This is a genomic window from Rhizobium sp. ZPR4 (genome assembly GCF_040215725.1).
Classification (GTDB): domain Bacteria; phylum Pseudomonadota; class Alphaproteobacteria; order Rhizobiales; family Rhizobiaceae; genus Rhizobium; species Rhizobium rhizogenes_D.
Genome location: NZ_CP157972.1, coordinates 79,339 through 102,843, shown reverse-complemented (window position 1 = coordinate 102,843; position 23,505 = coordinate 79,339). Strand labels below are relative to the sequence as shown.

Below are 23,505 nucleotides of genomic sequence, written 5' to 3'. Positions count from 1 at the left end.
AAAGATAACAAGGAAAACTGAGCGCATCATGATGTATGACACATGATAGCGCTGAAGCTTTTAGAAACTAACCAAAATGAGAGGCTCATGTTGGGTAAGGTTATTGAGCGCGAATTGGAATATAGGGGCCGCAGCCAACTTAGCCACATAGGCTTCCTGCTGGACGAATTCGCTCGCGAGCTGGGTAGATACGCAACATTTGCAGAATATGCGGCTGAGTGCTTCATGGAAGGCAAGCAGATTACGGGCGTGATTGATGAAGTTGATGAGCTGAAGAGGCCAGGCGGATACGGCTGGGGCTATGCGATCAGAGTTGAGAAAACGTCGTTGGGAGACGACGATGGTCTCGAATTTCAGAATGAGAGCGGAACGGCAAAAAAGCTGTAGGCTACTCGGCCTCTTGCACCTCAACGGGAGAGTTGGTCTCCGCAATATGAACCTTCTTCAGATTTTCAGCAGCATCGGACCTGATGTACAGTACCTTTCCAAAGTGTACACCTGGTCGGATTGAAGGCGTATGAACACGATCGAGAACACCACGTTTTTCGAGCAGACGCGTCATCAAGTCGATCTGGGATGAGTGGGAGTCAACAATGCGCGCGATGCTTGATGCTGTCGGCTTTTTGCCGCGCTCCTGCTCACGAGCAATCGTTGTCAGCAGAGCAACCTGGCGGAAACGATGGGCGCCTGTTTCACCAGGGAAGCGCGACCATAGAATAAGGTCACAGAGTTCTGTAAGGCTGGTTGTCTCGAGCGCAGGCCTAAATGTGGGAGTTGGTAGCGTTATTTGGTTTTGGCCGTTTTCGACAGCATCAAAATAATCGGCAATGAGCTTTCCGAGCACTATGGGTATGCGCTCTTCCAAATCGGTCGCGATTCGGGCGATTCTTTGATACTGCTCGGTCGATATGAAAATACGAGTTTCGGTAAGATTGGCGTCATGTTCGCGCTCCCACCAGCGACTCGGTTCCTTTTTATCTTCTGACGTCATTTTCCCAGTACACCGACAGCTCTATTGCATTGACATTGCGACCGATGAAACTGGCACGATCCCGCGCTCGTTGTTGCAATGGCACGATGCATTAGTAGGCAAGATTCCTTCATTTTGCCAAGCTGAACATTTCAGAAACGCTCGTGGCAATCCGTTATAAAGCTAAATTTGACGATTAGTCCACCAACCAACAGAGTTCAACTCATGGTGGATCCCTTGAGCGCCAGTTAGTACAACTACCTTATGGCCGTCGAGGGCCGAAAACTATTCAGGCTCTCGAACGTCGATGGGAGCGCCCGCCGACAGAATATGGGCGTTGTTGAGCGCTTCAATGGCATCGGACTTGATGTACAGCACCTTTCCAAAAACACCTGGACGGATCGACGGCGTGTGAACACGGTCGATTACGCCTCGCCTTTCCAGGAGTCGCGCCATGAGATCAATCTGGGATGTGTGGAAGTCAACAATGCGCGCGATACCTGACGCCGTCGGCTTGCTGCCACGCTCACCCGCTCGAGCAAGCGTCGTCAGCAGAGCAATTTGGCGAAACCGGTGCGCGCCCGCTTCGCCTGGAACGCGTGATCACGACACGACCTCACATAGCCTCGCGAGCTCAGTCGGCTCCAGTGGCGGCCGAACCGGCGGTGTCGGCAGCCCGATTTCCATTAGGCCACTGTCAACGGCCTCGAAATAGTCAACCACTAGCCTCCCAAGCAGGATGGGGATGCGCTCCTCCAAGTCTTGCGCCATGCGCGATCTTTCGAAATTGCATCTTCGGAATAAAGACAGCTGGTTCGACCAAATCTTCTCCTGGCGCTTGTGCCCACCATTGATGAAGCTCATGGACTTCCATCTGGCTATCCACGATCTCGAAATAATCGGCGATGAGTAGACCTAGCAGGATTGGGAAGCGCTGCTCGTGATCCGCCGCAATCCGTATTACTCTCTCGTAATGTTCTTTGAAGAGAAAGACGCGAGAATCGGCCCCATTGTCGCTTGGGCTCTGTACACGTTTGCGCTGATGCTGGTTAGAATTTCTTGGGGTTGTCTTGGTTTTGAGCATATTTAAACGGGCTCAATATAGTGAGTCGTGACAGGGCACTACGACGCCTTTCCTCCTCCAATTAGCACCACGAGCGGTGCCTCGGCTCCCACGGCCATACGACGCGATCACGCGAGAGCATGTGGCCGAGATCCCATCTGTTGGCCGAGACAAATGCGATGGTTCCGGAGCGATCCGTATAAAGCCGCGCCATAGTGAAGGTCGCCTGATAAAGGTATTGGGCGAGCCGGTCGATCGCGAGCTGCGCGCTTGCCTGCTCACGGATACATTTTGCATTGATCAGAGGCGCGTCGATGTTGGCGATGCGAACCGGCTCGCGATGATCGCCCCATCGGTACATGATGAAGCTGTCGCCGGTTGGAATGCGCAAGGAGACGGGCTCGCAAGCGCTGTTCTCACAGAAGGTCGCGCTGACGCTTCGTGAGACGACGTCGATGTGGGACGTTGTCTGCTTGGGTCGAGGTTTCGCGCTGGCAGCGATGTCAGGCGTGATGCAGAGCAGGGCGACAAGGCCCAGACGGGCGGAGATTGCAACCATGTCGATCAATCCCAGGGGATGACGGCCATGAGGTCTTCGTCGTCCTGGCCAGGGTATCTACCAAGGTTGGCATTGAGCTTGCCGTAACCGGTGTTGACGGTGAGCGTATAGTAATCGGCGTTATCCCGGTTCTGCTTCTTCCAGATCCCACCGATCTCGACTTGCTTGCCCTTCGGACTTTTGGCGAACAGGCGATAGGCCGGCGCCTTGGGATTGGCGCTCGCAAAGGCTTCGCCCGAAACGTCGAAGTCATAGGCGACGGAAGCAATATTGCCTCTGAGACGGGCGCCGTCGTCGACGAACTGGATGAAGTTGGTCAGTTCAGATGTGCTCTTTGACACGTGGTCCTCCTTCGGTTTGATTGTGACATGGCGTCTATCTGGCGCCGACTGATCCGGTGAGAAGCGTCCGGTTGGGGTGTGGCGTGTCGGGAAACGCCCACAAGCCGACGCGCGCATTCTGCGCGATCGATTCCTCGGCCGCGTAGGCGGGATAGACCGGTGACCCTGAGCTGGTGAGCGCCGCGAAGGCAAATCCTTGCGTGATCAGAATGGTGCCGAGATCCAGGACATGGCCGCCGACATGGGCGGAGCAGATGACGAGGATCGTCGAATCTCCTGGTAATTCCTGAAGCGATCGTGATGACGAAGCGCGCGAGGATAGCTGGACGACCGGCGCGCATGTCGGTGCAGTATCGCGAATAATGGCGGCAAGTATCGCAAGCGAGACCGCCCCACAATCCTGCCTTTGACCGGCCTTATCGGTATAGGTGCTACCGCGCAGACAGGCCTGAACCCCATAGAGCCGCATGGTTTGCCCGGATTGCTGCCAGCTATCGCCGGTGAGGAAAGTCAGACCGGTTACCGGCACCGCAAACGTGCGGGAGGTCTGTTGCGTCGATTGCGCGAAGGAGGGGACCGCCAGCGTCAACATGCCGAAGACCGAGATAGCCGCGATGACGAACCCAGATATCGCCGCAGTCCGAGGTCCGGCGTTCATTGCGGCGCCTTGTCCGCAGCAACCGGGCTGCAATCGATGCCATCGTTGGAGTTGGTGATGCAACCGACATTATAGCCAGCACCGGAGATCAGATAGGAACACACACTGGTGCCAGCGCCATCACGCGTTCCGGCAGCGTTGCAATCGAGGCCAGCTTTGGCGAGATTGTCGAGTTTGCCACCGGCGCCACAGCCAAATTGGCAGGCCTTCAGGATAGACGACTGGGTGATGGTGGCGCATGTGCCCTGATAGCAGACCTGTTGGCCGATCATGTTTGTCAGCCCGTTTTTTTGAGCCGCGGCCCATTCACTCCGTTCATAGCCCTGCCAGGCGGTCACCTGTGCTGATGGGCTGGCCAGGAAATCAGCACGACTGCCGCTCCAATAGCGTTGAAGGGTTCCGCTGTCGCAGAACTGAAACGCGCCGTAACAGCGGGTGCCATTGACCGCTGGAGAAATGCTGTCGAAATTGCCTTCACTGTGGCTGACGTTGGACGCATATTCGGCGCAGTCGGCAGGCATTCCGGCATTCAACAGGCTGACAGCGCTTTCGCCGGCGAAGGCAAGCGTCGCCATCATCCCGATAGAAAGCCCGAGGTTGGCGAAGACATCCGCTCGGTTCGGGCGCCAGCGGGAGGGTGCATTGGACAGGGTCATGCAGCTCATTTCAGCGGCTCCACATCGTAGGAGCCGGCGAGCGGCTTGCCGTTCTCGCCGATCTCGGATGTCCTGATCTTTTTGAAGTCCGAGGAAAGCACCGCGGTTCCGCCGAGCGGCATTTGCGGATTGGCCATCAGTTGCGGGGCCTTGCCTGGCTCGATGAGGACCAGCTGAGCCGTACACATGCCCTGCATGTTGCAGTCGCCATTGGTCTGCGACAGTAGCCAGATGCCTTTGGACGTCGTGACCCGGGCGGTATAGATGTCCGGAGGCCCAAAGGTCTGGCGGATATTGTCCAGGTCCCGGTCGCTCCATACGCCATCCGGATCGTGCTTTGCGTCCTTGGCCGTCAGCTTCAGCGAGAGCGCGAGGCCGTCCAGCGCCAAAACGCCATGGCCGGACAGAGCAAGAACAAGCGCGCCTGCAGCAATTTTACCCAACAGTCTATTCATGGAACCCTCTTTCGGTGCATGTGAGTTGTTGCAGCGATCACACGGTAGCCGTTCATGACGAGCCCGACCGGCTGGTTAGCCAAGAAGACGCAAACGCGAAACACGAAGCGCAGCATGCGGAAGGCGACGGAGAGGATACCGATTACGACCGCACAGATGGCGCAAACGTTCAGCACCATCACGATCGCATAGAGGATCAGGATGAGTGCCGTATAACCAATGTTCTCGAAGGGGTGAGCAAGCACCGACTTGAGCTGCATGGAAAGCGCAAAGCCGAGCAAGACATCGACAAGGAGAAGGCCGACGACAACCGGGAGCACCAGCTTCATAGGGTCGAAGGCCACAATCAGCTTCGGATCGTCATGTTCCATTATCACATGTCTCCCCTTGAACACTCCATATCCCACGGATCAAAGCTGTAGATCGAACCAGAATCTCGACTTGTCCCCGCCCGAGCCGGTGATGTCGAAATAGTAGGGCTCTTTTTTCAAGGGGCGAGCAATACGATCGATCGCTTCTCCGTTGTTGCCATGGCCGCCGGCGCTTGCCGCTCGTTTGACACAGGACGATTGCGAACCTCCACCGTGGCCGGACATGTCCTCGGTCGGAGTGTAGCCGGCCGGGCAATCATCATACTGCTGATAACCGGGCGCCCCTGTGCCAGCACCAGGGCAGATGGGCCATGTGAAGCCTGGCAGTTTCATTGCCGCGATCAGCTTCGTCATCGGCGGCACGCAATAGGGAACTCCGTGCCATCCAGGATTCTGTGAGGCCGCGCAAAGCAGGACCTGACAACCCCATGGGGCATCGTCGGCGCGAGCAGCTGCTGGCGGCAGCATTGTTGCCAGCACCGAGGCGATGGCGAGCAGAGTATTCAGCCCAACTGAGCCGACGGATCTGCGAGCAGCCGAGCGAAAAATGCCCATGTGATTTTAGCTCCGTATTATTTAGTCTATTGACATGATATTCCGTTATATAAAATAATCAAGCCGGTTCGATCAGCCAAATCAGGGCATTCGGGGGCACCGACGCGATGTGCATGGGCAATCCAGAGAAGCGGCTTAACCAACAAGCGAGGCGTCTACTTGCGGTCGTCGCGCTGAGCCTCGGCGCTTGCCATTCGGCGATGGGGCAGGAGATCTCGCCCAGCGCAGCGCTCTGCGTGGACGGCGCAATCCCAGCCGACCAGATCAGACAGATGATTGTCGACGAAGCCGCGCGCCAGCAGGCCGACACCAGGCTTGCGCTGGCAGTCGCCGGTGAAGAATCGGGCTTTGGAGCCCGCGTCAATTCAAAGGCCGGTGCTCGCGGCCCGATGCAACTGATGCCGGCGACGGCGTTCCGCTATGGCGTGGCAGATATTTGCGATGCACGAGAAAACATCCGCGGCGGCGTCAGCTATCTCAAAGATCTGATGGCAACATTAGGCGGCAACATCATGCTGGTCGTTGCTGCCTATAATGCCGGCGAACACCGGATCATCGCCACACGCGGCATTCCCTCGATCGGCGAAACCGTCTCCTATACCGCACGCGTTACCAACGCCTACTACGGCTTTGACAACGCGATTGCTGCCCGCAACAGAGCGGCAAAATCAACCGCTTCAACTGAAAGCAGCGAAACAACCGGCGTTGATTTGCTGGCAGCAGCAGCGCCCGCCGGATCGACCTCCGACAAACCAATTCCCATCAACCAGCCACCGGACAAGTCCCGCCAGAATAGCTGGATCGGCGGCTCGGTCCTTTACGTGCAGTAGCCAGAACAGGAGCCCCCATGAAGGCAAAGTTTTACGATCTCGTTCGATCCGCCATCCCCTCGCGGTCGATCGGCACCCATGTTGTCGCTGTGGCCGGGATTGCCGCTGTTGTTGCGGTCGGCAATGCCGATCTTGCCTATGCCGCCGGCGATATTTTCCAGCCGATCAATTCCGTCTTCACGACGCTGCTCAATTTCATGACGGGGACGTTTGCCACAACAGCGGCGACGATCGCATGCGCGGCCGTCGGTTATATGGCGCTGACCAGCCGCATTCCCTGGAGCTGGTGCTTTTCCATCATCGTCGGTATCGCCTTCATCTTTGGCGGCGCCCAGCTCGTGCAATCCATGTCGTCCGGATTGGGCAGCTGATGAGTGAGGGCCAGCCAAAGGCAGAGGTGGCACCGCTGGTTCTCGGTCTGACAAGGCCAAGGATGTTCTGGGGCGTGCCGATCGGTCTCTTCGTCGGCGAGATGATGATCGTCGTCATGACGTTCCTCAATACGAAAAACCTCGCCATGTTCCTGCTGTTCCTGCCTCTGCATGCGCTTTCCTACGTCATCACCGTGCGCGATCCGCACCTGCCGAACGTCGTTCGCGTCCGGATCGCCAAGTGCCCCTGGACGAAGAACCGCCACTTCTGGGGCGGCAATTCCTATCAACCGTAGTGGAGCTTTTCATGCACAGGGCGGTTCGCAAGGATTTCCGATTTGGTACCGAGATCGGCCGGGAAAAGGCGATTTCGGCCCACATCCCCTATCTCAGACACATCGACGAAGACACACTGCGGACCAAGGATGGGATGCTGCTCTCGGTCATCAAGGTCGATGGGTTCTGCCATCAGACCGCCGATCAGGACATCATCGATGTCGAAGCGACGGCCTGCAACACACTCATCCGGGCGCTCGCCGACAGCCGCTTTGCCGTTTACTCCCATATCATCCGCCGCCGTATCCCGCCCGCTATCGAGGGCGAATTCGATATTCCCTTCTGCAGGGAATTGAACGACCGTTACATGCATGGTCTTGCCGACAGCCGGATGTACACAAACGAACTCTACCTGACCGTCATTCGCCGTGGGTTTCAGGGGAGGGTGGGCCTTGCCGATACGCTGCTGGCTCATTTCCGCAAGGCCGCCGGTGTTTCTGAGCAGGCGCTCGATCACGAGGCCCGCCAGGAACTACGTCAGCATGTCGCGAATATCGTCAAGGGAATGGAAGGCTACGGCGCCCGGGTCCTGAAGGCAGTTCTTCGCGAGCACAGCGTGTCATCGCAAGTCCTGGAATTTTTGAGTATGCTTCTCAATGGCGGCCAGCCTGTGAATATGCTGTTGCCGCGCATGCCCCTCGACGAATACCTGCCGACCCGACGCATCACCTTTGGCCGGCGTCTCCTGGAAATGCGTGGGGGTAGCGACAACGAGACCCGCTTCGGCGCGATGTTGTCGATCCGCGAATACCCGCCCTATACAGCAAACGGCATGATCGACGGGTTGCTCAAAATTCCCGGAGAATTCATCGTATCACAGAGTTTTTCGCTCGCCGACCGCGCGCCGGTTCTGTCAGAAATGGATCGCATACAGCGACAGATCAGCGTGTCTGACGAGCGTGGGACCAGTCTGGAAAGCGCGATCTCGATTGCCAGGGACGAATTGGTCAATGGCCGCTCTGTGATGGGATACCATCATCTCTCGGTGATGGCGCTCGGAAACTCCATCAAAGAAACCGAAGCCAGCGCCCAGGCAATCACCAAGGAGCTGCAGCATGCCGGCATGGTGGTGGTGCGCGAGGATCTGAACGCGGAACCGGCCTTCTTTGCCCAGCTTCCCGGCAATTTTGCCTACATTGCCAGACGCGCGCTGATCACGTCGCGAAACTTCTGCGGCCTTGCCTCCTTTCACAACTTTGCTCTCGGAAAGCCCAGTGGCAACCACTGGGGGCCAGCCATCTCATTGCTGCAGTCTACCTCGATGACGCCCTACTTCTTCAACTTCCACAAAGGGGAGGTCGGCAACTTCATCGTCACCGGTCCGACGGGCTCGGGCAAGACGGTTGGCCTGCTGTTCCTGCTGGCACAGGCCATGCGGACACGGCCGCAGCCGCGTTGCGCCTTCTTCGACAAGGACCGCGGCGGCGAGATCTTTATCCGCGCCTGCGGTGGGCAATATGAGATCCTGCAGCCGGGCACACCGACGGGCTTCAATCCACTGCAGCTCGAAGACACCCCGGAGAATAGGACCTTCGTCTATGAGCTGCTGAGCTTTATCGTCCGGCCGAAGGATGAGACGGAAAAGCTTTCTCCCGAACAGGAAAAGATCCTCGCCCGTGCTATCGAGCAGATCTTCAATGTTCCCATCCGTGAGCGATTGTTTTCCGATGTCGTCCATTTGCTGCGCGGCGGTGAAATTGCCGGCCGCGATGATCTTGCCTCTCGTTTCGAAGCCTGGTGCGACACGCGCGGATGGCTGTTCAACAATCCCGTAGATCTCTGGGATGCGGAGCGGGGCGTCTTCGGCTTCGATCTCACTGCCGTGCTCGACGATCCGGAGATCCGGACCGCAGCACTCGGCTATATCTTCTTCCGCATCGGCCAGATGCTCGATGGTGTCAGGCCGATGATGCTGTTTGTCGATGAAGGCTGGAAGCTGCTCGGCGACGACAAGGCCGGCGCCTTCATCAACGACCAGCTCAAGACCATCCGCAAGAAGAACGGCATTGTCGGGATCGGCACGCAGTCGGCCCGCGATATCACCACATCGCGGATAGCCCACACGCTGCTGGAGCAGAGCCCGACGAACATCTTCTTCCCCAATCCCAAAGCAGATCACGACAGCTACGTTCGCGGATTTGGTCTCTCCGAGGTCCAGTTCGAATGGGTCAAAACCACCCCGTCGACATCACGCCAATTCCTGGTCAAGCATGACCATGACAGCGTGATCGCCAGGCTTGATCTGTCGGCCATGCCCGAGTTCGTCAAGGTTTTGTCCGGTCGTGCGGAGACGGTCGCCGAGTGCGCGCGGCTGCGTCAGCGCTATGGCGACGCGCCAGAACAATGGCTCCCCTATTTTTGCGGTTGGCGACAGGAGCCGGCAGGGCCTGCCGGGATGAACCCATGAGGGTGATATCGATGTTGAACCGATCCGGATTGGTCAGTCTGGTGCTCGTGGCCGGCATTTCGATCGCCTTGCCTGCCCAGGCTGAAGTTCCGGTCAATGATGCCGCGCGCACAGCCAAGGAAACGAACACGGCGGCCTGCATGCAGCGAGCGCGGACCTACAAACAGTCGACGGTAGCACCTTCGCGCGGGGTGACGACCAGTTTTTCGACGCAAGGAGATCTCGCCGACGTGGGGCAGGTGAGCGGCGCCAGCGTATCCGGCTCCCCACTATCCGGCACGACGATCGGCAACAGCGATTTGGCGATCCTTTTGGCGGTAGGACAGGGGGTCGCGGCGCTGAAGACGAAGAATGTCGGGCAGGCGGTCAATGCGCTTGCTGCGGTGGCCGCCGCCATCAGCTCCAACAGATCGACGTTGAAGACCCAGCAAAATGCGATCGGCACGGCAAATTCCTTGCAAGGCGCTTTCGATCAGAACTCGACGGTCCGCCTGTCGGGCGCTGAGATCTGGAACCAGGCGATCGGCGCCGTCAATACCACGGTTCAGATGCGCAACCAGCGCCTCATCGATGCGGCGGCCGCCGAAAGCGCCGCCACCAGCGTGATGACCTACGATCCGGCGAAGGCCTCCTTCGTCAATGACGTCAAGGCAAGCGGAGGCAACTGACGATGACGATCCCGACAGGACTGGTGGTCAAGATACTGGGCGTGGCCGCGGCAAGCGCGCTGGTGGTGGTCCTGGTTCGAGCCAACATCTTCATTGGCGAGCAGCAGGCAAGACAGGCCGCAGCCGAAAGAGCTGCAAAGCGCGTCATGGACTACGACCCGAGCAAGCTCTCGTTCACTGATGACGGGCCAGCATCATCAAAGGCCAATGCAGGTGCGGCCAAGCCGTCGGCCAACACATCCGGAGAGGTAAAATGAGCAAGATGATCATGAAGACAGCGCTTGCCGTGGCAACCGCTACCATGGCGATCCCGGTCACAAGCGCCTATGCCGAGGTGCCGGTTCGCGATGACGCGACGCTGTCGCAAGCGACGAAGACGGCCGAAAACACCGCCCAGATCATGTCGTCGAACGGTGACATCCTGCAGACGGTCAACAAGACGCTGGCCGCCGTGACCGGCAATCGTTCCACCGCTGACATCGCAGGTACCGCGCTTGGCAGCGGGTTCTCCATGGGCAACGCACCCGACTTCTCCTCGCTTCTGCAGGGACAGATGGCGTGGGGCAATCTCGGCTCGTTCGGCAATACGGCAGCTACGATCCTCAACGGCCTCAATCTGGTGAAATCCCTCTCGGGCCAGCTAAGCAGCTCCGGAATGACGCGCGGCGACAAGGCCTACCAGGGCCTGGTCAATACGGCGACGGCGCTGACCGCCTCCATCGCCGGCACACAAAGCGCCACACAGCAGCGTTCGACGGCGTTCCAGGGCGTGCAATCGCAGATTGGCACGGCCAGCGACATCAAGGGATCGATCGACCAGAACTCTCAGGTCCAGACCCAGACCGCCCAAACCGTCAACGAGCTCGTCGGCGCCGTCAACGCCGGCAATGCGGCGCTGAACGCCGAACAGATGCGGCAGCTCGCCGCCGAAGCCGCCACGTCGGAGTTCATGACCTACGATCCGGCCAAGGCATCGTTCATTGGCAATTGATCACGAATGAAACGGGACAGGCACATCATGAAGGGCAGATTGCGGGTCATTGTTCTCGGCATGGGCATGGCCGCCTTCGCAGCCTTGCCGGGATGCGCCGGTCACAAAGAGCTGAAGGCGCCGTGTTCGGCTGCGGCCGGGTCGATTTTTTCGTCCTCCGCCTTTGCCACGGATCTCACCGCTTGTGGACCAATGGTGCGCCAGAACGGCGTCACGGTCCTCTAAAGGAATGCTCTTCTCATGAACCCCTTCGACATCCTGTTCGGCAAGATCGATACGATGGGCGTCAGCGCCGTGCAGAGCATGTACACGACGCTTGCGACCAATCTCGGCCCGGTGTTTCTGGCGGGACTTGCCGTCTACGTCGTCTGGTGGGGTTACGAGATGCTGTTCGGACGGGCGCAGATGACCGCGGGCGCCTTCGTCTGGCGGTTCGGCCGCGCCTTCATCTGCTACACTCTCATCACCTCCTGGGCCACCTATCAGCCGCTGATCGTCAATCCGCTCTTGAAGGCGCCCGACGCCATGGCGGCGGTCGTGTGCCAGGCAACGGGCGGCAGCGATTGCGGTGGCGATGGTTCCTCCGGCTCGTCAATCAGCCAGGGTATGACTGATATCTGGAACGGAGGCATGGCTGTCGTCAAAGCCATGGTCGACGCCGCGGGCATTACGGCTGTTGGCATGTACATTCTTGCCATCGTCGTGCTTGCCGTCGTCTGTATCCTCTGTGCGGTGGCCGTCACTTTGCTAATGATCGGCAAGATGACCATGTTCATTCTGCTGGCGATCGGGCCGATCGTGCTGTGCTGCGCGCTCTTCAATCTGACCTCGCGCGTCGTCGATGGCTGGATCGGCAGTTTGGCCGGTTACGCCCTGCTGCCGATCATCGTCTATGTCATCCTCGGCCTGATGCTGACGCTGCTGAAGGGCAGGGTGGATGCGCTGAGCGCTGATGCCAGCGGCGCCAATATGACGACGGTCGCGCCATTCCTGATGATGTCGATCGTCACCATCTACCTGCTTCTGCATTCGATCCCGGTCGCATTGGCTGTTGCCGGCGGTGGCCCCCGGATCGACGGGCAAGCCGGGCTCGCCGGCAGGTTTGCGACGCGCAGCATGTGGATCGCGGCTGTGCTTGGGACGACTGGCATTGCAGGTGCGGCAAGAGGAGCAGTCGACGCCGGCGGCGCGATGGCAACCAGAATGCGGGGACAATCCGGCATGATCAGTGACGGCGATCCGGCTGCTGCCCAGGTGCGCGCGGCCGCCCAGAACGCACGCAGGTAGGTCCCACCACGCCAGATCACATCACACCAGATCCTGGCCCGACAAATCCAGAATGCCGCAGGCAAACAGCATCGCCGGTTGATGCTCAACCATGATTCCAGGAGTAGCAATGGGTACCCATGACAATAGGCCTGAGAAAGCAGGGGCATCAGCCAGAACGGCTGAATTGCTCGATGCCGTCGCCAAGGAGATCGATCCTCGCTACTACAGCGAAGGCGAGCGCTGGGAACGCTCCGTCTATCGATCGGTCACTGTTTCGCGCGGCGCGTGGCGGTCGGTCTCGGTTGCCCTTGGCATGGCGCTTGCCGGCGCTATAGGGCTTCTTTGGGCATTACTCCCCTTAAAGTCCTTCGATGTCGTCGTGCTCGAGGTCGACAAGACCACAGGCTATGTCGAGGCGAGCCGCCCTCTCCAGGAACGTGGTGATCTCACCCAGAATGAGGCGGTGACACGGGCAAACATCGTCCGCTTCATCCGTGCCCGCGAGACCTATGATCCAAAGGGCCTGCGCGACAACTACGATCTGGCTTCGCTCTATTCGACCGGGAAGGCGGCTTCGGATCTCGCCAACACCTATTCCGGCGCCAACCCCAACAATCCCGTCAAGCTGTACGGCCCGAACACTGGCGTTAGTGTCTTCGTCAAGAGCGTCATCTTTCTCAACGACAGTACCGCGGCCGTGCGCTTCTCGACGACGCGCTCCGGTTCGTCAGGCCCAACGGTCACCGACCATTGGGTCGCCAATGTCCGTTTCAAGTACACGTCGGAACCGATGCGCAATGACTGGCGCTTCGACAATCCCCTCGGCTTCCAGGTGACCGAATATCGCCGCGATCAGGAAACGGTCACATCCGGGGAGGAGAACCAGTGAAAATAAGTCTTCTCCTGTCAGCGAGTGCGATCGGCGTAGCTTTGTTGGTGCAGGCGCCATTTGCTTCGGCTGAGGTGCAACCGCAATCGGTCAAGGCGGATGAGCGGATTCGCACCGTTCCCTTCCAGAAGGACAATATCGTCTATCTCGCCGGCATGATGGGCGTCTCGACAATGATCGTCTTCAATGACGACGAGCAGATCGCGACCGTTGCCATGGGCGACACTCTGGCCTGGCAAGCTGTCCCCGATCAGTCAAAACGCTTCCTGTTTATCAAGCCGTTGCAGCCGGACGCACAGACGAACATGAACGTCATCACCTCGAAGCGGGTCTATACCTTCTTCCTCAATGGGGCGAAGCCCGGCAATACCAGGACGGCCGTCGTCAAGCTGCGCTTTTCCTATCCGGAGGATTCAACCGACGCGAACCTGCTCGCCACGGCCCGGCAGAATGCCGCCATGCCAAACGTCAAGGCCGCTTTGGCCAATCCCGGCCGCCTGAACTACGACTATGGCTACAAGGGTGCGGTCGACAACAGACCCACCTCGGCGTTCGACGACGGCACCAAGACATTCTTCCAGTTCGGCGGCGAAGTCCCGGCATTTTTCGCGGTCAAATCCGATGGCAGCGAGTCTCTCGTCAATTACCGGCGCGAAGGCGACTACATCGTCATCGACAAGGTGGCGCGTCAGTGGACGCTGCGCTCGGGCAAAGTCGCCACCTGTGTCTTCAATCTGAAGCCTGCGATGGCGTTGAGCAGGCCGGTCGACAGCAAACTTTTGGAGATCAGCCGTGGCCATTGATTTTGAGGAAGAGGCGCGCATCGTTGAAACGGTCGCTCGACCCGCCGACCGCAGGCGCGGCAAATTGATGCCGATCCTGCTGGCATCGGTCGCGCTCGGAGTTCTCGCCTATGCCGGCTATGTCAGTTTCATCCGCCCGGATGGATCGAAGAAGGCTGGGGAGAAAGAAGAGTTTCGCACGGCAAGCCATGCCGGCAATCTGAACTTCGACCCGCAGAATCCGCCCGCGACGCCAACCGACAACAAGCTTGTGCTGACGCCACCTCAACCGACACCGGTGGTCACGGAGGCGCCTCCGGTTCAAGTACAGGCACCCGTCGTCATTCAGCCTGCCGTCGACGATGACGCCGCTCGCCGAGCAGCTGAAGAGGCGGAACGGGCCAGAAAGGCGGAGGCACTGCGTATCGCGCGACTTCAGTCGAACATGCTGGTCGTCGACCAGGCAACCAGAGGCAACGATTCCGCCTCGATCGTTGGTGGAACATCAGGGCAGGGGACGGGTTCAGCAATGACCGTCGAGGATGATCCCAACCGCAAATTCGTGCAATCGGTGGGATCGCAGGATGTCGAGACGGTCACTGCGTCGCGTAACGACCGTATCGATGCCCTCATTCCACAGGGAACGCTGATCCGCGGCGTGCTGGAGACGGCAATCCAGTCGGATCTGCCGGGCATGGTGCGGGCGGTGATCTCGACCGATATCTATTCCTTCGACGGCCGGCGGGTCCTTTTACCCAAAGGGACCATGCTGACGGGCGAATACAAGAGCGGCATGGCGCGGGGACAAACACGAATCCTGATCGTCTGGACGCGGGCTCTGCGCAGCGACGGCACCTCCGTCGCGCTCGGCTCCTATGGGACCGACGATCTCGGTCGCTCGGGCCTGACCGGTTTCGTCGACAAGCATTATCTCGAGCGATTTGGCGCCGCCGCGGTCCTCAGTCTCGTTGGCGGCGTCTCGTCTTTTGTCGCCGGCCTCAACAGCGATGGATCGAGCAATTCCGCTACGTCGTCAACGAGCTCGAACGCACAAACGCAAGCGCAGCAGACCTTGTCCCAGACCATGGCGGATATGGCGAACATCGCCTTGAAGGATTCAATCAATATTCCGCCGACAATCCATGTCGATCAGGGCACGGAAATCATGGTCTTCGTCCGCAAGGATCTCGATTTCTCCTCGCTCTATCCCGATCCGGTCAAGGAAGCCGTCAATGAACTTCGTCGCGCCAAGGCCAGACATTGAGCTGATCGAACTAACAGCTCCTTCGGTGAAGGAGCCGGCATCCCTGTGGGACAGTCTGCCCATCTATGTCAGGCAGACCGCCCAGCCGATCAGGCGGTGGCTGGAAGATCCCGATGTCATCGAGATCATGTGCAACCGCCCCGGAGAAATCTGGATCGAGAGCATGGCTGTCAGTCATATGATCCGCCATGTCGTGCCTGATCTCGACACTAAGGCGATCATTGCACTTGCCCAGATGATTGCCGGCACCACCCAGCAGAGCGTCAATGAGGAAACACCGCTTCTGTCGGCCGCCATGCCGAACGGCGAGCGTTTCCAGGCGGTCTTGTCGCCGGTTGCTGCATCCGGCGGCGCCTTTGCCATTCGCAAGCAGGTCATTCGCGACATGACCCTCGATGACTATCTCGGCCTCGGTGGTTTGGACAATGTGAGGATCAGCGGTCCGAGGAGTGGTGACGTCGGAGACCTCAGCGAGCTGGATATCGGATTGATCGAGCGGCTGCAGGACACGTCGCCAAAGGCGCGGCGTGAATGGCTGCGCTTTGCAGTCGAAAATCGGGTCACCATGTTGATCTCCGGGGGGACGTCGAGCGGCAAGACAACCTTCTTCAACGGCCTTCTCAAGGATGTTCCGGAGTGGGAGCGGCTGGTGTCGATCGAGGACACCAGAGAGCTTAAGCCGCCGCAGCCGAACTATCTGGCGCTCCTCGCCTCGAAAGGCGGGCAGGGCAGAGCGCGCACCACAATCCAGGAGTGCCTGGAAGCCGCCCTTCGTCTGCGTCCGGATCGCATTTTTATGGGCGAGATCCGCGGCGCTGAAGCCTTCAGCTTCCTGCAGGCGGTCAATACCGGGCATCCTGGTTCGATCTCGACACTACATGCCGACAATCCCCTTGGCGCCTATGAGCGATTGGCGATGACGACCATGCAGGCCGGCCTTGGTCTCACCAAAGCGGAGCTGATGGAATTCGTCCGCTTCGTCGTGCCCGTGGTCATTCAAGTGGCCCGTGATCCGGCGACGATGAAGCGCGGCGTGCGCGAGATCTATTTCAGCAAATGGGGCGGTCGATGAACCGCGTCGAGAAACTGGCGCTGGCAATAGGAGGGCCAATCCTTAGCGCCGGCGCCGCCTTCTACAGCTGGTCCGCGAGCTACGCCGCCGCATCCTTCCTGCTCCTGAAAAGCTCCACGATGTGGAAGAGTTTTGCCGGGGGAGACATATTCATGCCGGCAAAGCAGGCCTGGATCTATTTCGGTAATCCGGCCGTCTCAAAACTGATTTCCGTGGCGACAGTTTCGATGCTGGTGCAGGCGACAATTGTTGCCGGTGGGCTGGCGCTCTTGATCAAACGGCCTTGGCAGGTCCGTCCTCCGGCCGGGGGATCTCGTTTTGCCACGCTCGAGGATCTGGAAAGCGCGGGTCTGCTGGGCGGCATTCCCGGCAAATCCGTCCTGCTCGGCACATTCGGCAAGGGCAGAGCGGCTGTCGATGTGCGCTATAGCGGCGATAGCCACTTCTTCGTCAATGGCCCCTCCCGCTCTGGTAAAGGCCGCGGCTTCGTCATGCCGAACCTTCTCGAATACCAGGGATCGGTCATCGTCCTCGACGTCAAACGGGAGAACTACAAGCTGACGGGGCCAGCACGGATCGCGATGGGACAGCGCTGCTTCGTCTTCGCGCCGGGATCTGCACATTCGCATCAATGGAATCCGCTCGACTTCGTTCGACCGTGGCCTGAACGATCGACGGATCTGATCAATCTGGCGGCGACATTACTGCCGACTAGCGAGAAGGAAGACGGCTATTGGAAAAAGACAGCACGCGGTTTGCTCGCAGGCATCCTCGGCTACGTCCTCGAGTCAAAGACCATGGAGGGGCGGCGCAATTTGCGCTCGGTGCTGCGCATGTTCTCGACCGGTCGATCCTTCTCGGTCGTCCTGACGGACATCATTGCCGCGGAGCCGGACCTTGACCAGTTCATCCTCGGCAGTTTCCGCCAGCATCTTGGCCGCGACGAGGAACAACGTCCGTCCTTCGAAGGGCATGTCACCACAGCGCTTTCCGTCTTCAACAATCTCCTGATATCAGAAGCTTGCGCCGCGAGCGATTTCGACATCCGGGAGCTCCGCCGCAAGCCGCTGTCGCTATTCATCGCCGCTCCCGTCTCGGATTTCGGGACGGTCGAGCCGATCATTCGTCTACTGATCCAGCAAATCCATGACGTGATGCTGCGGTCACTGCCTGGCGCCGACGAGCCGCACAAGATCCTGATGATGCTCGACGAGTTCTATCAATTCGAGCGTCTCCCGGAAATCATCAAGCGGGCGCCGCTGGTCGCCGGCTACGGGTTGACGATCGCACTGGTCGCTCAAAACATTCCGCAGCTCGATGAGCGTTATGGCCAACAAACGCGCAACGCCCTTCTTGGCAACATGGATATCAAACTCAGCATCGCGGTCGGCGATGATTTTACCGCCAAGATCGTCTCCGACAATCTCGGCCGCAAATATGAGGAGCGGGAAGGGTGGGGCAGGCAAAAAGGGCTTCTTGGAAAGCAAGCATCCTCTGGGCGATTTGAGCTCGTGCCATTGATGGATCCGGGCGCCGTCCAGCGCCTGGACGACGACAATACGATCCTGCAGGTGCGCAGTGGCTATGGGGCAGTCCTCAACAAGCTGAGTTTCTATACGGATCCCCGCTTCGTCGCGCGCCGGCGGGACGCCGATGTATGGAAAGGCGAGCTTACCGTCCCAGAACTCCAGATCCGGGCTGAATGGCCGCTATTCGAGCCTCAGCCGGCGGAGCGGCGGGTAGGCGTCGTTGCGGAAGCCCCTGCGCAGTCTCGTTCCGGGAGCGTCGACCATGAGAGGGACGTGTTTGAGCAGGCAAAGGCAGTGTTTGCTGATCCTGCCCCTCTCATGCATGCGTTTCGGCTTGCGATGGAGGCGACCGCCGACAAGGTGACGGCCGATTTATTGTTTCGGCTACGGACGGCGCCTGAGACGATTGGGGAGCTGCGGGGAGGAACTATGCCGTTCACCAGGGATTATCAGGTCCGGAAAGCGGCACTCACCTCGGTATGGAGCTTGCGACGGGTGGTTTCGGAAGCGCGTTGGGCTGTGATCGCGTCGCGGCTCGCAGACAAGGAGGAACTCGAGGGGTTGTTTTTCGGGCCGGGTGGTATTGTACCATCCCATATAGGTTTAAGTGCTACCAAGAGTGCGGAAAGAGCTGATCTGGAAGAGGAGGGAACAGATCTGTTGGACTTGGGATTTGCATCGGCTAACGAGATTATAGTGCAGATCCCCAATGTGGCCGATGCTGATATCGGCGAGGGGTCATTGAACGATCCGAGCGCTCTTTCAGGCGCCCTTATTGCCTTGCGGGGGGCCCTGGCAAATTCCATGTCTGAATCTGAAGAAGAGAACCGGCTCGATGTTTCGAGCTAGGGTCTCGTCGCCAACGGCCCCTTACACATTCGCCCGGAACTTTCGTTGAATTGTTGCGCGAACTGGTAGAGATCCAATTTGATAATCCTTGGTCGGAATGCGCCTGAACACTGCGGCGATTGTGCGGCCTAGCCCCGTTGTGATCGAAAGCCATTCCAAACGAACACGAACAACTGGTAGGGCGCTAAAAATCGACCCGGGACATAGTACTTCTTCTTCTGCTCGCCAAATTGGGCCTTAAGCTGCTCGTTTAGGATTCCAGGCAAGCATGCCAAAAGAACTATTGCCAAAAGCTCAATTGTTTCCATCCAAATCATAAGCGCCACCAGGCAAAGCACCACTAGCGATACCCTATAGATTACCAACCTCGTCGAAGTTCCCGGGAAATTCATCTAACGATCCTGCCCTTTTGCCATGTCAGTTCAAGCCGTCCTCAGGAATCTTTCCCATATCGTCAGAGCGCTTCGCTCGATGCCGAACCGCCTGGAAGGCGGATAAGATCAGCGGCGCAAACGCCATAATTCCAAAGTAAGCGGCGTAGTAGATATCCGCGAACGGGCCATGGGCCCCCAGCAGAACTTCGCCATTCGAGCACCTCTGAGCATCTGTCAATATGGTCAGATCCTCGCAGTGCGTATGGTAAAATATAGTCGTCAGACCATCCCATAAAACTAGCACGGGCAGTGTGCCTAGCAGCAACCGGCCGAGTGATTCAAGATTGGTTATCGGTCGAATTTCCGCGTGACGGATCGGGTGGGGGCCGACTTGGAGCATCCGCAAGGGGAGGGCTAAAACGATCGCAAGGATTGCTGCCGAAACCTGTGCAAGCAACAACGTCAACAGCGGCCCCGTTGGAGGGGACAGCAGGAATATCGCGCCGGCGACAATAAAGGCTGCAAGAGCCATGCAGCTAGCCAACGACCCTAGCGTCAGCCCTTTGCGTGTAATCAGTGAGCGCAGGAAAGAGATAACGGCTACGATTGTTGCTAGCCAAGCGACTGGGCCAATTATCCAGGGAAATTGTGCCCAATGTCGAGGAACGAGGAACAATATGATCCCGGCAGCGGCGATTATGATGGCGAAATGTATCCAGGTCAGCCCCGCCTGCTGTGAGGAGCTCTTTTTGCGGGGCTTCTTGGCCGCCTTTGGCGTCTTGAGTGCCGTTCGTTGCGGCTTCTTCATTGCAAACTCCACTGGCGATGAGGATCAAGCGGTCAAGGAAGGATTGTCATGATTAGTATCCGAAGGGCGACCCACACCTCCGCATCGGGACGATGTCTCCGAGTGAGGTTAGCCTTGTTCGCCTCCGGGAGAGCTTTTTGGAAATGGACATGAAAACTTAAACGGGTATCGCTATATCACAGTAGTTGTTTCGAGTGGAACGCACAAATGGACCATAGTCAGGATCCGCGATCTGATATCGTCTTCATCGAAGCTCGGTTGGAGCTCAACGAAAAGCCGCCCACATCTGAAACGCCCTGGTGGCTCCCGTTGACCTTCATCGTGCCTTTGGCAATTGGCGCTGTGCTTGCGGCAATCTTCTGGAACTGGCGCGTGTCGCACTTCCCGCATTCCGTGGCGACAATTACCTCCGTCTGGGAAGTGCACATTGAGACCGGGAAGGCAAATTACACCGCGACATACGGCAAGATTGCTTATCTGCGAAACTATCATGGACAATCTTACAGTTGCGAGGTGACGAAAGAATTGGGACGTCCACAAGACGGTTTCGTTGCTGGCCAAAAACTTGAAGTCGTGCCAGCGGCAAGCACATGTGAGAGAGTCGATATTGTCCGCCGCATATTGGCGCCTGCCGATTCCCAGTAAAAGTGCGGCTATCGTTTCCTTGGTGCTTCATGGCATTGGCGGTGAGGCACCGCTGTCGCGAGGTCGGACATGCCGCGCGTCTTGTATCACAAGCGCAACTTTGCAAACGAACGCTCATGGACCCCAGTTTTCGTTGCGAAGATGGTTCGGCGTTGATTACAAATCTAGACTCGAATTTGCGAGCGACCTCAGTTTTTGCTGCGATCCATAGGTCACACGGCCGGTAGATCATATTGCTCAACGGTGACGGTCCCGTCTGCGGCGACAGAAATTTCCAGGACTTCGTTCCAATGCTCCTGGCCTTCAAGTGTCTGCAGCGCGAGTAGAAGCAGTCGCTGCTGAAGAGCCAGTGACATTAAGCCCGCAGCGGTGTTAAGCGCAATCAAGCCGACATGAACCTCTTCTTGCTGATAGAGCGGCAAGAAATCAGCAGTGTTATGCGTTACGAGGATATAGCCATCGTCGACTGCTCGGCGCGCGACACTATGGTCGGCCTGTCCAGACATACCCAACCAAGGAATACACGTTGATTCTTCAAGTCCACGCTCGCGAGCGATGGTAGCGAGCGTGGGACTGAGGCATTCGTCGATGAGCAGCTTCAAGATACGCTCGGAAGGTCGTCAAGCTTGAGTGTCCGAGTATTCTTCGGCGGTTTCGCCCGCCAGGCAGGCTTTCCCCGCGGCCGCCCTCTCCGAGGGTAAGCAGTGGCGTACTCCGAGGCGAGGCTAATCTGATCGCGGGTTAGGTGTGGGTAGGCAGTCGCAACCGCATCCACGCTTTCACCGGCGTTCAGCATATCGGCGATGTCGTGAACAGCCACTCGAGTGCCGGCCAAAACCGGCTCTCCACCAAGAATAGCCGGATCGGCCTTGACTGCCTGCCGGACCCTTTCCAACCGATCAAGACCGGCCTGGACTTCCAGGATTACAGGCTGCAGGTCGACCGTCAAAGGTGCTTCCTCGACCTTAGTCCTCGTCTGGTCCGACAAAACCTTCTGGAGGATCCGTTGGCGCGTAGAAGGCGTCAGAGCCTCGGCCGTGAGGTAAGCGAGCCTTAGTCCTATAAGGGCAGGCGAAGCAATCAATCGGCTACCCCGTTCCTTCCGCACGAAGCCGCGCATGAGGCCAGCATCGATAATACGATTGACCTGTTTGAGCGGCACACCCGTAACGGATGCCGCTTCGCTTGCGGTCAGCGTGATGTTCATGGCCATATCGGTAATCCTTCCAAATTCCTGGATAGATATAGGCGATCGCGCCGGTAATTTCCAGCTATTTCCAACATGAGCCGCCAGCACGATCCCAATTCTGTAAATTGGCATAAGGGTTCGACGCCGATCTTCACGATAATTCTTTGTAATTCCTGACATTGGCGGGATCATTTTCCAGTGCTGAATTACAAGTAGCAGTGAAATCGTCCGCGAAGCCATGCGTGACTGGTCCGCGAAATGGTCTACCCGGAAGGTCGATATCCAGCATCTGAAATGGCTCTTCAGAAACTGAGCGCTGCTCACAATCTTGGGGGTTAAGCTTGTTTGGTCGCCTCATGCCGAGCGGATTTTGGCACCTCTCGCACCTGACAAGCGTCGCTGGATGCGGCGCACGGTAGTAATGATCGAGAAATCGATCAGGCCGCGGACAGAGCGCGGTCGACCGCCTCGGGTTCCTTGTCGATGACGGTCAACAAAATTCGAGAGGGAGCATCGATGCTGGAACGCTTTTGTTCCCAATCCCTGAGGCGGCCGACTGAAAATCCATATCGCGTCGCGAAGGCCTGCTGCGACAATCCCAGCTTCTGTCGAATGGCCTTGACGTCCACTTCGGCCGGAATATGGATGGCAAAATCCACGGCGTCCGCTTCGCCCTTGGCAAAGGCAAGAGCTTCCCGTGCGCCTTGCAAAATGCGTGATCCTGCTTTGCTCATTTTCGACTCCTGATCTTCTTAACCTGCTCGCTGACGCTCTTTCGCCATGCTTGCGGAAGGGCTGTCAGGATTTCGCGAAGCTCGTTGCGCTCCGCCTGGGACAGATTTGCTTGTGTATCCTTGCTGTAGATATCCAGAAGAAAAACCGGGATATCCTCGTCAGCATAGAAGGTGATGATACGATAACCGCCGCTCTTGCCCTTACCGCGTGCGGCAAAGCGCAGCTTCCTGGCTCCGCCCGTTCCCGACATTATGACGCCAGCGTCCGGGTTGGCTGCGAGATACGACACGATGGCATTGCGCTCATCCTCTGTCACGCTCTCATCTTTGGCTGACGCTAAATAGGCAGGAGTTTCGATCACCGTATGCATGCGTCGACAACTACGGAAATTCCGCACCTTTGTCAAGTAAACATACGGAAATCCCGTATGCCTCGCGCGTTACCTTCCCTGCCTTGAGCGCGGCCGTTCTTTCGTCAATCAGCCAAAGCGCTATTTTCGGTGCTGGGCGCGGCGCGCAACAACTCCAAAGCATCCCGGGAAAGCCATTGGTGGGCCGCAATTGCAGTACGCAGTTCGGGAAGCGTGCGATTTCCCTCTCTGAACAAGGTGACGACGGTGGCGGCCGCGATTTCGTACTCCGGGGCGGCACGGTCGATACCAATTGAAGTTCGCCACTCTTCCAATGCCTGACTGATGATGTTGAGTTCAACTGGCCCGAAGGTCGCATTCACAAAGTCTCTCATTGTCTCTCCCGAAAACAAGCGGCAGAGAGATGGGAGTCGTCGTGGCCAATTTCAAAGGGATCGCCACTACCGAATAGACGTAATCAAATATTTACCATGACTTGCGAGCTTTACGACGCCACGCA

Annotated in this window: 32 protein-coding genes; 17 read left to right on the top strand and 15 right to left on the bottom strand. The window is 58.1% G+C overall.

All coding sequences use genetic code 11. From position 1 onward, the window contains the following. The first annotated feature begins 42 nt into the window (after window positions 1–42). Entirely contained in the window at window positions 43–387 is a 345-nt protein-coding gene (locus ABOK31_RS35735) for a hypothetical protein (protein ID WP_349963425.1), read from the top strand. A 1-nt stretch (window position 388) separates the two neighbouring features. On the opposite strand, the gene ABOK31_RS35730 is transcribed toward ABOK31_RS35735, so the two are convergent. Further along, window positions 389–991 carry a hypothetical protein gene (locus ABOK31_RS35730; protein ID WP_349963424.1) on the bottom strand — a complete coding sequence of 201 codons (603 nt, stop codon included), beginning with the start codon at window positions 989–991 and terminating at the stop codon, window positions 389–391. A 243-nt stretch (window positions 992–1,234) separates the two neighbouring features. Here ABOK31_RS35730 and ABOK31_RS35725 point away from each other — a divergent pair, with 243 nt between their 5' ends. Further along, window positions 1,235–1,474, top strand: a complete 240-nt coding sequence (locus tag ABOK31_RS35725) for a hypothetical protein (protein ID WP_349963423.1) — start codon at window positions 1,235–1,237, stop codon at window positions 1,472–1,474. Between the two features lie 211 nt (window positions 1,475–1,685). Here the strand turns inward: ABOK31_RS35725 and ABOK31_RS35720 are convergent, their stop codons facing one another. The 8 genes from ABOK31_RS35720 to ABOK31_RS35685 form a co-directional block, all read right to left on the bottom strand. Beyond that, window positions 1,686–2,054, bottom strand: coding sequence for a hypothetical protein (locus tag ABOK31_RS35720; protein WP_349963421.1), 369 nt, complete (start codon window positions 2,052–2,054; stop codon window positions 1,686–1,688). 61 nt (window positions 2,055–2,115) lie between these two features. Next, a complete protein-coding gene (locus tag ABOK31_RS35715) occupies window positions 2,116–2,592 on the bottom strand; it encodes a nuclease (protein ID WP_349963419.1) in 477 nt (158 codons plus the stop codon). A 5-nt stretch (window positions 2,593–2,597) separates the two neighbouring features. Beyond that, on the bottom strand, window positions 2,598–2,933 hold the full coding sequence (locus ABOK31_RS35710) for a DUF736 family protein (RefSeq protein WP_349963418.1): 336 nt from the start codon (window positions 2,931–2,933) through the stop codon (window positions 2,598–2,600). 34 nt (window positions 2,934–2,967) lie between these two features. Then, window positions 2,968–3,591 (bottom strand): thermonuclease family protein, encoded by a 624-nt coding sequence (locus tag ABOK31_RS35705; RefSeq protein WP_349963416.1) that lies wholly within the window; start codon window positions 3,589–3,591, stop codon window positions 2,968–2,970. After that, window positions 3,588–4,256, bottom strand: coding sequence for an acyltransferase (locus tag ABOK31_RS35700; protein WP_349963414.1), 669 nt, complete (start codon window positions 4,254–4,256; stop codon window positions 3,588–3,590). The genes ABOK31_RS35705 and ABOK31_RS35700 overlap by 4 nt, the downstream gene beginning before the upstream one ends. Continuing rightward, on the bottom strand, window positions 4,253–4,702 hold the full coding sequence (locus ABOK31_RS35695; RefSeq protein ID WP_349963413.1) for a hypothetical protein: 450 nt from the start codon (window positions 4,700–4,702) through the stop codon (window positions 4,253–4,255). The genes ABOK31_RS35700 and ABOK31_RS35695 overlap by 4 nt, the downstream gene beginning before the upstream one ends. Further along, the gene (locus ABOK31_RS35690; protein ID WP_349963411.1) at window positions 4,699–5,073 is read right to left on the bottom strand and encodes a hypothetical protein; all 375 of its coding nucleotides are present in this window, start codon (window positions 5,071–5,073) and stop codon (window positions 4,699–4,701) included. Before ABOK31_RS35690 ends, ABOK31_RS35695 begins: the two co-directional genes overlap by 4 nt. Window positions 5,074–5,112: 39 nt before the next feature. Then, complete coding sequence (locus ABOK31_RS35685; RefSeq protein WP_349963410.1) at window positions 5,113–5,628, bottom strand: hypothetical protein; 516 nt, start codon at window positions 5,626–5,628, stop codon at window positions 5,113–5,115. Between the two features lie 113 nt (window positions 5,629–5,741). Between ABOK31_RS35685 and ABOK31_RS35680 the strand changes: the two genes are divergently transcribed. The 14 genes from ABOK31_RS35680 (at window position 5,742) to ABOK31_RS35615 (ending at window position 18,885) form a co-directional block, all read left to right on the top strand. Then, window positions 5,742–6,458 carry a lytic transglycosylase domain-containing protein gene (locus ABOK31_RS35680; RefSeq protein ID WP_349963409.1) on the top strand — a complete coding sequence of 239 codons (717 nt, stop codon included), beginning with the start codon at window positions 5,742–5,744 and terminating at the stop codon, window positions 6,456–6,458. A 17-nt stretch (window positions 6,459–6,475) separates the two neighbouring features. Then, window positions 6,476–6,829 (top strand): TrbC/VirB2 family protein, encoded by a 354-nt coding sequence (locus ABOK31_RS35675; protein ID WP_349963408.1) that lies wholly within the window; start codon window positions 6,476–6,478, stop codon window positions 6,827–6,829. Continuing rightward, entirely contained in the window at window positions 6,829–7,125 is a 297-nt protein-coding gene (locus ABOK31_RS35670; protein WP_349963407.1) for a VirB3 family type IV secretion system protein, read from the top strand. Before ABOK31_RS35675 ends, ABOK31_RS35670 begins: the two co-directional genes overlap by 1 nt. An 11-nt stretch (window positions 7,126–7,136) precedes the next feature. After that, complete coding sequence (locus ABOK31_RS35665) at window positions 7,137–9,572, top strand: VirB4 family type IV secretion/conjugal transfer ATPase (RefSeq protein ID WP_349963405.1); 2,436 nt, start codon at window positions 7,137–7,139, stop codon at window positions 9,570–9,572. Window positions 9,573–9,583: 11 nt separating this feature from the next. Beyond that, a complete protein-coding gene (locus ABOK31_RS35660; RefSeq protein ID WP_349963404.1) occupies window positions 9,584–10,240 on the top strand; it encodes a hypothetical protein in 657 nt (218 codons plus the stop codon). A gap of 2 nt (window positions 10,241–10,242) precedes the next feature. Beyond that, the gene (locus tag ABOK31_RS35655) at window positions 10,243–10,497 is read left to right on the top strand and encodes a hypothetical protein (RefSeq protein WP_349963403.1); all 255 of its coding nucleotides are present in this window, start codon (window positions 10,243–10,245) and stop codon (window positions 10,495–10,497) included. After that, window positions 10,494–11,231, top strand: a complete 738-nt coding sequence (locus tag ABOK31_RS35650; RefSeq protein WP_349963402.1) for a type IV secretion system protein — start codon at window positions 10,494–10,496, stop codon at window positions 11,229–11,231. Before ABOK31_RS35655 ends, ABOK31_RS35650 begins: the two co-directional genes overlap by 4 nt. 27 nt (window positions 11,232–11,258) lie before the next feature. Continuing rightward, window positions 11,259–11,456, top strand: a complete 198-nt coding sequence (locus ABOK31_RS35645) for a hypothetical protein (protein WP_349963400.1) — start codon at window positions 11,259–11,261, stop codon at window positions 11,454–11,456. Between the two features lie 15 nt (window positions 11,457–11,471). Beyond that, window positions 11,472–12,518 carry a type IV secretion system protein gene (locus ABOK31_RS35640; RefSeq protein WP_349963398.1) on the top strand — a complete coding sequence of 349 codons (1,047 nt, stop codon included), beginning with the start codon at window positions 11,472–11,474 and terminating at the stop codon, window positions 12,516–12,518. 109 nt (window positions 12,519–12,627) lie between these two features. Continuing rightward, the gene (locus ABOK31_RS35635) at window positions 12,628–13,389 is read left to right on the top strand and encodes a type IV secretion system protein (protein ID WP_349963397.1); all 762 of its coding nucleotides are present in this window, start codon (window positions 12,628–12,630) and stop codon (window positions 13,387–13,389) included. Next, window positions 13,386–14,192 carry a TrbG/VirB9 family P-type conjugative transfer protein gene (locus ABOK31_RS35630; RefSeq protein WP_349963396.1) on the top strand — a complete coding sequence of 269 codons (807 nt, stop codon included), beginning with the start codon at window positions 13,386–13,388 and terminating at the stop codon, window positions 14,190–14,192. The genes ABOK31_RS35635 and ABOK31_RS35630 overlap by 4 nt, the downstream gene beginning before the upstream one ends. Then, the gene (gene virB10, locus ABOK31_RS35625; protein ID WP_349963395.1) at window positions 14,182–15,435 is read left to right on the top strand and encodes a type IV secretion system protein VirB10; all 1,254 of its coding nucleotides are present in this window, start codon (window positions 14,182–14,184) and stop codon (window positions 15,433–15,435) included. Before ABOK31_RS35630 ends, virB10 begins: the two co-directional genes overlap by 11 nt. Next, the gene (virB11, locus tag ABOK31_RS35620) at window positions 15,404–16,507 is read left to right on the top strand and encodes a P-type DNA transfer ATPase VirB11 (protein ID WP_349963393.1); all 1,104 of its coding nucleotides are present in this window, start codon (window positions 15,404–15,406) and stop codon (window positions 16,505–16,507) included. Before virB10 ends, virB11 begins: the two co-directional genes overlap by 32 nt. Further along, window positions 16,504–18,885 (top strand): type IV secretory system conjugative DNA transfer family protein, encoded by a 2,382-nt coding sequence (locus tag ABOK31_RS35615; RefSeq protein WP_349963392.1) that lies wholly within the window; start codon window positions 16,504–16,506, stop codon window positions 18,883–18,885. The genes virB11 and ABOK31_RS35615 overlap by 4 nt, the downstream gene beginning before the upstream one ends. A 417-nt stretch (window positions 18,886–19,302) precedes the next feature. Here the strand turns inward: ABOK31_RS35615 and ABOK31_RS35610 are convergent, their stop codons facing one another. Next, entirely contained in the window at window positions 19,303–20,067 is a 765-nt protein-coding gene (locus ABOK31_RS35610) for a hypothetical protein (protein WP_349963390.1), read from the bottom strand. Window positions 20,068–20,274: 207 nt separating this feature from the next. On the opposite strand from ABOK31_RS35610, the gene ABOK31_RS35605 reads away from it, so the two are divergent. Beyond that, the gene (locus ABOK31_RS35605; protein ID WP_349963389.1) at window positions 20,275–20,712 is read left to right on the top strand and encodes a hypothetical protein; all 438 of its coding nucleotides are present in this window, start codon (window positions 20,275–20,277) and stop codon (window positions 20,710–20,712) included. 212 nt (window positions 20,713–20,924) lie between these two features. On the opposite strand, the gene ABOK31_RS35600 is transcribed toward ABOK31_RS35605, so the two are convergent. The 5 genes from ABOK31_RS35600 to ABOK31_RS35580 all read right to left on the bottom strand — a co-directional run bounded on the left by ABOK31_RS35600 (window position 20,925) and on the right by ABOK31_RS35580 (window position 23,380). Further along, on the bottom strand, window positions 20,925–21,314 hold the full coding sequence (locus tag ABOK31_RS35600) for a DUF5615 family PIN-like protein (RefSeq protein ID WP_349963387.1): 390 nt from the start codon (window positions 21,312–21,314) through the stop codon (window positions 20,925–20,927). Next, window positions 21,311–22,141 (bottom strand): DUF433 domain-containing protein, encoded by an 831-nt coding sequence (locus tag ABOK31_RS35595; RefSeq protein WP_349963386.1) that lies wholly within the window; start codon window positions 22,139–22,141, stop codon window positions 21,311–21,313. Before ABOK31_RS35595 ends, ABOK31_RS35600 begins: the two co-directional genes overlap by 4 nt. Before the next feature lie 197 nt (window positions 22,142–22,338). Beyond that, window positions 22,339–22,635 carry a helix-turn-helix domain-containing protein gene (locus tag ABOK31_RS35590; RefSeq protein WP_349963385.1) on the bottom strand — a complete coding sequence of 99 codons (297 nt, stop codon included), beginning with the start codon at window positions 22,633–22,635 and terminating at the stop codon, window positions 22,339–22,341. Continuing rightward, window positions 22,632–23,006, bottom strand: coding sequence for a type II toxin-antitoxin system RelE/ParE family toxin (locus ABOK31_RS35585; RefSeq protein ID WP_349963384.1), 375 nt, complete (start codon window positions 23,004–23,006; stop codon window positions 22,632–22,634). Before ABOK31_RS35585 ends, ABOK31_RS35590 begins: the two co-directional genes overlap by 4 nt. A gap of 104 nt (window positions 23,007–23,110) precedes the next feature. Then, complete coding sequence (locus ABOK31_RS35580) at window positions 23,111–23,380, bottom strand: hypothetical protein (protein WP_349963382.1); 270 nt, start codon at window positions 23,378–23,380, stop codon at window positions 23,111–23,113. Window positions 23,381–23,505 lie beyond the last annotated feature (125 nt).